Origin of the sequence: Chryseobacterium sp. VD8, from assembly GCF_037149975.1 — a bacterium.
Taxonomy (GTDB): domain Bacteria; phylum Bacteroidota; class Bacteroidia; order Flavobacteriales; family Weeksellaceae; genus Chryseobacterium; species Chryseobacterium indicum.
Window position 1 is genome coordinate 1 of sequence record NZ_JBBCQL010000252.1, and the last position, 6242, is coordinate 6242.

The 6242-nt window shown below is 33.3% G+C and carries 7 protein-coding genes; 6 read left to right on the plus strand and 1 reads right to left on the minus strand.

Annotated elements, in window-relative coordinates; translation table 11 throughout:
• Both WFK35_RS19515 and WFK35_RS19520 read left to right on the plus strand, forming a co-directional pair.
• Positions 1-1233: tetratricopeptide repeat protein (locus WFK35_RS19515; protein ID WP_336734035.1), on the plus strand; the 1233-nt coding region annotated here is incomplete at its 5' end.
• The gene (locus WFK35_RS19520) at positions 1233-2318 is read left to right on the plus strand and encodes a nucleotidyltransferase domain-containing protein (protein ID WP_336734037.1); all 1086 of its coding nucleotides are present in this window, start codon (positions 1233-1235) and stop codon (positions 2316-2318) included. The genes WFK35_RS19515 and WFK35_RS19520, both read left to right, overlap by 1 nt.
• A 41-nt stretch (positions 2319-2359) precedes the next feature.
• Here WFK35_RS19520 and WFK35_RS19525 read toward each other — a convergent pair whose 3' ends face one another.
• Complete coding sequence (locus WFK35_RS19525) at positions 2360-2794, minus strand: cold shock domain-containing protein (RefSeq protein ID WP_336734039.1); 435 nt, start codon at positions 2792-2794, stop codon at positions 2360-2362.
• Positions 2795-3323: 529 nt separating this feature from the next.
• On the opposite strand from WFK35_RS19525, the gene WFK35_RS19530 reads away from it, so the two are divergent.
• The 4 genes from WFK35_RS19530 to WFK35_RS19545 all read left to right on the plus strand — a co-directional run bounded on the left by WFK35_RS19530 (position 3324) and on the right by WFK35_RS19545 (position 6192).
• A complete protein-coding gene (locus WFK35_RS19530) occupies positions 3324-4223 on the plus strand; it encodes a pYEATS domain-containing protein (protein ID WP_336734041.1) in 900 nt (299 codons plus the stop codon).
• Between the two features lie 682 nt (positions 4224-4905).
• Positions 4906-5478, plus strand: coding sequence for a hypothetical protein (locus WFK35_RS19535; RefSeq protein WP_336734043.1), 573 nt, complete (start codon positions 4906-4908; stop codon positions 5476-5478).
• 30 nt (positions 5479-5508) lie between these two features.
• The gene (locus WFK35_RS19540; RefSeq protein WP_336734045.1) at positions 5509-5913 is read left to right on the plus strand and encodes a hypothetical protein; all 405 of its coding nucleotides are present in this window, start codon (positions 5509-5511) and stop codon (positions 5911-5913) included.
• A gap of 147 nt (positions 5914-6060) precedes the next feature.
• Positions 6061-6192 carry a hypothetical protein gene (locus WFK35_RS19545; RefSeq protein WP_336734047.1) on the plus strand — a complete coding sequence of 44 codons (132 nt, stop codon included), beginning with the start codon at positions 6061-6063 and terminating at the stop codon, positions 6190-6192.
• Positions 6193-6242 lie beyond the last annotated feature (50 nt).

The following is a 6242-nucleotide window of genomic DNA, read 5'->3' on the forward strand; positions in this document are numbered from 1 at the left end:
TATTACTTGTTAGCAATTGATAAAGGAGATAATGACGCTTTATTTAATTTGGCTAATTTATATTACGACCAAAAAAATTACCAAGAAGCCGAAAAATATTACTTGTTAGCAATTGATAAAGGAGATAATGACGCTTTATTTAATTTGGCTAATTTATATTACGACCAAAAAAATTACCAAGAAGCCGAAAAATATTACTTGTTAGCAATTGATAAAGGAGATATTAATGCTTTAAATAATTTGGCAAATGTATATAAAGATCAAAACAATTACCAAGAAGCCGAAAAATATTACTTGTTAGCAATTGATAAAGGAGATATTAATGCTTTAAATAATTTGGCAAATGTATATAAAGATCAAAACAATTACCAAGAAGCCGAAAAATATTTTTTGCTAGCAATTGAAAAAGGAAACTATAATGCTTTGTTTAATCTGGCTAATTTATATTACGACCAAAAAAATTATCAAGAAGCCGAAAAATATTACTTGTTAGCAATTGATAAAGGAGATAATGACGCTTTATTTAATTTGGCAAATGTATATAAAGACCAAAAAAATTACCAAGAAGCCGAAAAATATTATTTGTTAGCAATTGAAAAAGGAAACTATAATGCTTTGTTTAATCTGCCTAATTTATATTACGACCAAAAAAATTACCAAGAAGCCGAAAAATATTACTTGTTAGCAATTGATAAAGGAAATATTAAGTCTTTAAATAATTTGGCTAATCTATATGTAGATCAAAACAACTACCAAGAAGCCGAAAAATATTATTTGTTAGCAATTGAAAAAGGAATCAATAACGCTTTATTAAATCTGGCATCGCTATATTACAATCAAAACAAAAATAAAGAAAGAGTATTGGAATTATTGATACAAAACAATGAAAATCCTCAAAACTTAATTATTGCAGAAATCTGGAATGGCATTTTTAAAAATGTAGAAAAAAGAGTATTTTCTATTGTAAAAGATAATCTGGAAAATTTAGACGGCTTTTTAATCGATCTACTTATTCATCAACAAAAAAATCTGGTTCTTAAGCTTTTTAAAGATCCAGAAATAGGAAAAATACTACAGGAAAAATACGCAGTATTGTATTATGTTGTTTTACTTATTACCAATCCTAATGAAGAAAATTTAGAATTAAAAATACCTCCAGAAATAGAAAATACAATAACAGAAATCATGACTTTTATTAAAGAAAAAGAACAATTTTACGGCTATACAAAATAATGACCATCCAGGACCTTAAAAACAAAAACCTTATCCTTTTCGAAGCCATCTCCGGAAGCCGCTCTTTCGGACTCGCAACAGAAAATTCCGATACAGATATTCGCGGCGTATATTATTTACCGAAAGAAGACTTTTTCGGGTTAAATTATATTCCGCAGATTTCCAATGAAACCAACGACATTACCTATTACGAAATCGGGAGACTCATCGAACTGTTACAGAAAAACAATCCCAATATCCTCGAAATTATCGCCAGTCCGGAAGATTGTATTCAATATAAAAATCCGTTGATGGATTTGTTGAAACCTGAAGATTTTCTTTCCAAATTATGTAAAGATACATTTGCAGGATACGCCGTTTCCCAAATCAAAAAAGCAAAAGGACTCAACAAAAAGATTCTCAATCCAATGGATAAAGAAAAGAAATCCATTCTCGATTTCTGCTACATTTTGCAGGATAAGGGTTCCGTTCCATTGAAAAAATGGTTACGGGAATTCTCTTCCGCCGAAAATCAGAATGGTTTACAACAGGAAAAATGCGGCTTGGTAAGCATCGACAATACCAAAGGAATGTTTGCCCTGTTTTACGATCAGTCCGGCGATTTCAGATACAAAGGAATCATTCAGAATCTGGAAGCCAATCAGGTCTCTGTTTCCTCCGTTCCCAAAGGACAACATCCCCTTGCCTACCTTTTCTGCAACCTCGACGCCTATTCCACCTACTGCAAAGATTACCGCGAATACTGGAAGTGGGTTTCCGAACGCAATGAAGACCGTTACAACGTTAACCAGAACCACGGACAGAACTATGACAGCAAAAATATGATGCACACCATCCGTTTATTACAGTCGTGCGAACAGATATTTAAAAACAATTCCCTCAATATCCGTGTCGACAACCGGGAAGAATTGCTAGACATCAAAGCCGGAAACTGGTCTTACGAACAGGTCATGAAAAAAGCCGAAGACATTATTGCTTCCATTGAAAAATATCATGCAGCTTCTACTCTACCCGATGTTCCGGATCTGGAAAAAACCACAAAAATCTTAGTTCAGATCCGCGAGGAACTCTATAAAAACAAATAAAGCTTCATTTCTGAAGCTTTATTTTATGTATTGTCTGATATTTATTTTACCAATCTGATCTCCATAGCAGAAAAACCTTTCGGAGATTTTTCCTTTTCGAAAGAAACTTTATTTCCTTTCTTAATCTGGTCGATGCAGTTGTTGTTGTGGAAGAAAATATTTTCTTTAGTCTTATCTTCCGTAATGAAACCGTATCCTTTTTCGCTTAAAAAAGTTACAATTCCTGTTTTTACAGTTTCTTCAGCCTCAATAGGAGCTGCTCCCAACTGAATATTGTTGATATCAATTTCCTCTCTTTCAGCCTGATCCGGTGGCGTAGAAGTAAGTTGTCCGTTCGCATCTACATACATGAACATTTCGTTCAGGCTTTTCCCTTTATCATTGTTTTCCTTACGCTCTTCACGGCGCAATGCTTTTTCTTTTAGTTTTTGCTGTTTTTTCTTGAAATTTTCTTTTTTAGAGAAAGAATCTGCCATATATTTTATTGAATTTTTATTTTACAGTTATTTTAAGCTTCGGAAAAATCAGGGATCTTCCCCTTCTCAATGATTCTGTCCACCAAATTCCGAACCTGTTATTAAAGGGTTTCTGAGTACTTTTATTAATGTGAATGCCTATGAAAAGGCATAAATTGAAACGGAAGTAAATAAAATATTCTAAACGATCACAGAAAGTAAAGACAGAGATTTCTTTTAATAAGTTAACAAATATACGAAAAATAAGCATACCAAACAAATCTTTAGGATTTCAATTCATTGAATTTCAATTTATTTTAGAGATTGAATTTTAAATGAAGCCTAATGAAAAAGTAATCCGAAGATTCCGGCAAAAAATCACACAAAATAGTAATGGATTAATTCTGGAATATGTAAGAATTTCGTATAAGAAAATTTATAATCATGCCAGAAAAAAAACAGAGATCTTAAAAGCATTTGGGATTTCTTACTCTTTTCCATTATTGTCGGAATAGTAATCTGCTTTCTTATCGGCTTAAACACTTTAAATATGAAAGGAGGAATGATGACTTATCTAGAACTTACGGGAGCATGCATCTTTATTGGAGGAGCCAGTTTTGGAATTGGGGGACTTTCAGGATTTTTATTTGGAGTACCAAAAATTTTAAACTCAGATACAAATAATCATGACAGAAAACCTTCAGTTACGCAAAATGATAATCTTGTTCAGATCAGTGACTGGCTTACAAAGATTATTGTCGGAGTGGGCTTAACTCAACTGAATAATATTCCTGAATTTTTAGCGCGGGTGGGAAAATATTTTTCGATAATATTTCAGAACAAAGAGTCCGGTGAAAAAATAGCCATCGCCGCAATATTGTATTTTCTTATTATTGGCTTTTTATCCGTTTATCTGTGGACAAGACTTCATTTTATTGGTATGGTAAAAAAAGTGGAAGACGATTTAGATAAAAAAGTCAATGCAATGGCTGAAGTCATTAATGATACACAGCAAAAAATGACCGATTTAGGCGGCGGAAAAACAATATCTGAAAAATTTGATGAAGTAAAAGCAGAAGTAAACAATATTGCTGCCAATGATCCGGATGATCCTCAGAAATCAAAATGGGGCGGAAAATCCGAATCTAATGAAAGAAAAATCACTGCAAAAATAGAACCTTCAGAAAATCCTTCCTTATATAAAGTAACCCTTGAAGTATGCAGTACAAATCCGGCAAATCCACTTACCGGGTTTGTTAAATTCCATTTACACCCCACTTTTAACAATGACAACCCCATCATTGCGGTTACTGACGGAATTGCAAGGCTCGTTTTAAATAAAGTATATGGAGCATTCACCGCAGGAGCTGAAGCAGATGAGGGAACTACCCGCTTAGAAATAGATCTGGCAGAATTATCCGGCGTTCCGCAGGAATTTAGAGACAGATAAACCTTTCTAATGATTAAATGGTTTAAAAGAATAAAAGGACTGCTCCTTTAGGAGCAGAATCTGTGTAGAAATAAAAATAAATCCGGCAATCAATCCGTAGGATTGGTATCTTTAATGTGGCAATGTTCTAAAGATAGCGTTCCTACGGAACGAACGCCTTGCGAATATAGTGTCTACACAGATAAACCTTTCTACTGATTAAATGGTTTAAAAGAATAAAAAGACTGCTCCTTTAGGAGCAGAATCTGTGTAGAAATAAAAATAAATCAGGCAATCAATCCGTAGGATTGGTATCTTTAATGCGGCAATGTTCTAAAGATAGCGTTCCTACGGAACGCCGAGCTTATTGCGAATATGGTGTCTACACAGATAAACCTTTTTAATGATTAAATGGTTTAAAAGAATAAAAAGACTGCTCCTTTAGGAGCAGAATCTGTGTAGAAATAAAAATAATCCGGCAATCAATCCGTAGGATGGGTATCTTTAATGCGACAATGTTCTAGAGATAGCGTTCCTACGGAACGCCGGGCTTATTGCGAATACCGCTTCTCTGTAAAAAAACAAGTTTGCGAAATATCATAATTATACTTAATTTGCTCAGGAGATAAAACTTTGCTCCGTAGAAATTCAGAATAATAAATTCCGGTTTAAAGCTCAACTTATAATTTTTAAACAATAAACCATGATTCTCGAAGGATTAAATACAGAAGGCGTACTCATTTTTGCCAATATAACCAAGTGTAAAAACTATTATTCGGATAAAGAATTCAATTACGATTATCCCGATGGATTATCAGAATTATTAAAACAGGGAATCATCCACATTATTACTACTGATGAAGCAGTAGAACAGGTCGATTTTACTTTTAACAAAGATGAAATAGACAGCAATAGATGGGAATTTCACGATTCTTACAACTACTTAAAGATAGAACCCGGAGATCAAATCCGCGCTGTTTCTCATGCAGATTTTACCCAAATGTGCCATCATCATAACGGTGATTTAGAAGCCCATATCGACAGTTCATTACCCCTTAAAAACATTTTAAACGGGAACAGAGATAAAACAAAAGAAGAATACTTTAAATATGAATTACCATTGATAGAAATACCAGCGGGAATCTGGAAATTAAATGTTTATTCGCTTAAAGAAGAGCATATCCTTAGCTGGATGGAATTTTTAATCCACTTAGAAAAGATAGAATCTGTTGATATCGATAAAATCACCCTGAAGCCGCTTGAAATCTATTCTTAAATACAAATACTTTTTGAGAGCAGAAATAATATGGATTATATAGACGACAGCACAGTACCCCAATGCAAGATTGAAGAAAAGAAATTCGAATGGGGAGAACCCTACAAAGTGTATACTCCTGTTTTTCATTTTCCACATTGGTTAAATACCACACTGGAAAATTCGATTATTCTGTTTGGAGAAAACAACTTTAAACATCAGTTATTGATGTTATACAATACGATTAGTAACCATGAAGAATCTGAAAGGTTAACAAACTATATGGGAGAAGCATTGAACAGGAAGTCAATATTGGAATTGATAAACACATATCTTAAAAAAAACGAAACTTTAACAGCTCCTTGGGAGAAATACAACATTGGATTAACAGAGGATGATTATATAAGGCATCTTGAAGATAAGCTGGGAAAACCTCTGTACTATGTAAAAGTTTAACTGTCAAATAAAGTCGTGGCTGTTACAGCTTATTGAAAATCTTCTGGAAAATAGACTTCGATAGCGCGGATTTCAAATCCGTGCTGTACTCCCAAGCCGCGCTGCGCAAAGTTTCACGACTTTGAGCAAAAATTAAAACAATACTAAATGAAAGAAGGCTATATTATAAAAGATCAGGAAAAAACGCATTTTATTACTTGTATAGTAGTAGATTTGATAGATATTTTTACAAGAAAAGTTTATAAAGATATCATAGTTCCTTCTTTAGATTATGTATAAGAGAAAAAAGAATGATGTTGTATGGCTACGTCATCAATAGATGTTATTAA

What these genes read in the sequence shown, in the direction of transcription:
- WFK35_RS19520 (WP_336734037.1), top strand. Translation starts at nt 1,233, where the DNA reads ATGACCATCCAGGACCTTAAAAACAAAAACCTTATCCTTTTCGAAGCC.
- WFK35_RS19525 (WP_336734039.1), bottom strand. Translation starts at nt 2,794, where the DNA reads ATGGCAGATTCTTTCTCTAAAAAAGAAAATTTCAAGAAAAAACAGCAA.
- WFK35_RS19530 (WP_336734041.1), top strand. Translation starts at nt 3,324, where the DNA reads ATGAAAGGAGGAATGATGACTTATCTAGAACTTACGGGAGCATGCATC.
- WFK35_RS19535 (WP_336734043.1), top strand. Translation starts at nt 4,906, where the DNA reads ATGATTCTCGAAGGATTAAATACAGAAGGCGTACTCATTTTTGCCAAT.
- WFK35_RS19540 (WP_336734045.1), top strand. Translation starts at nt 5,509, where the DNA reads ATGGATTATATAGACGACAGCACAGTACCCCAATGCAAGATTGAAGAA.
- WFK35_RS19545 (WP_336734047.1), top strand. Translation starts at nt 6,061, where the DNA reads ATGAAAGAAGGCTATATTATAAAAGATCAGGAAAAAACGCATTTTATT.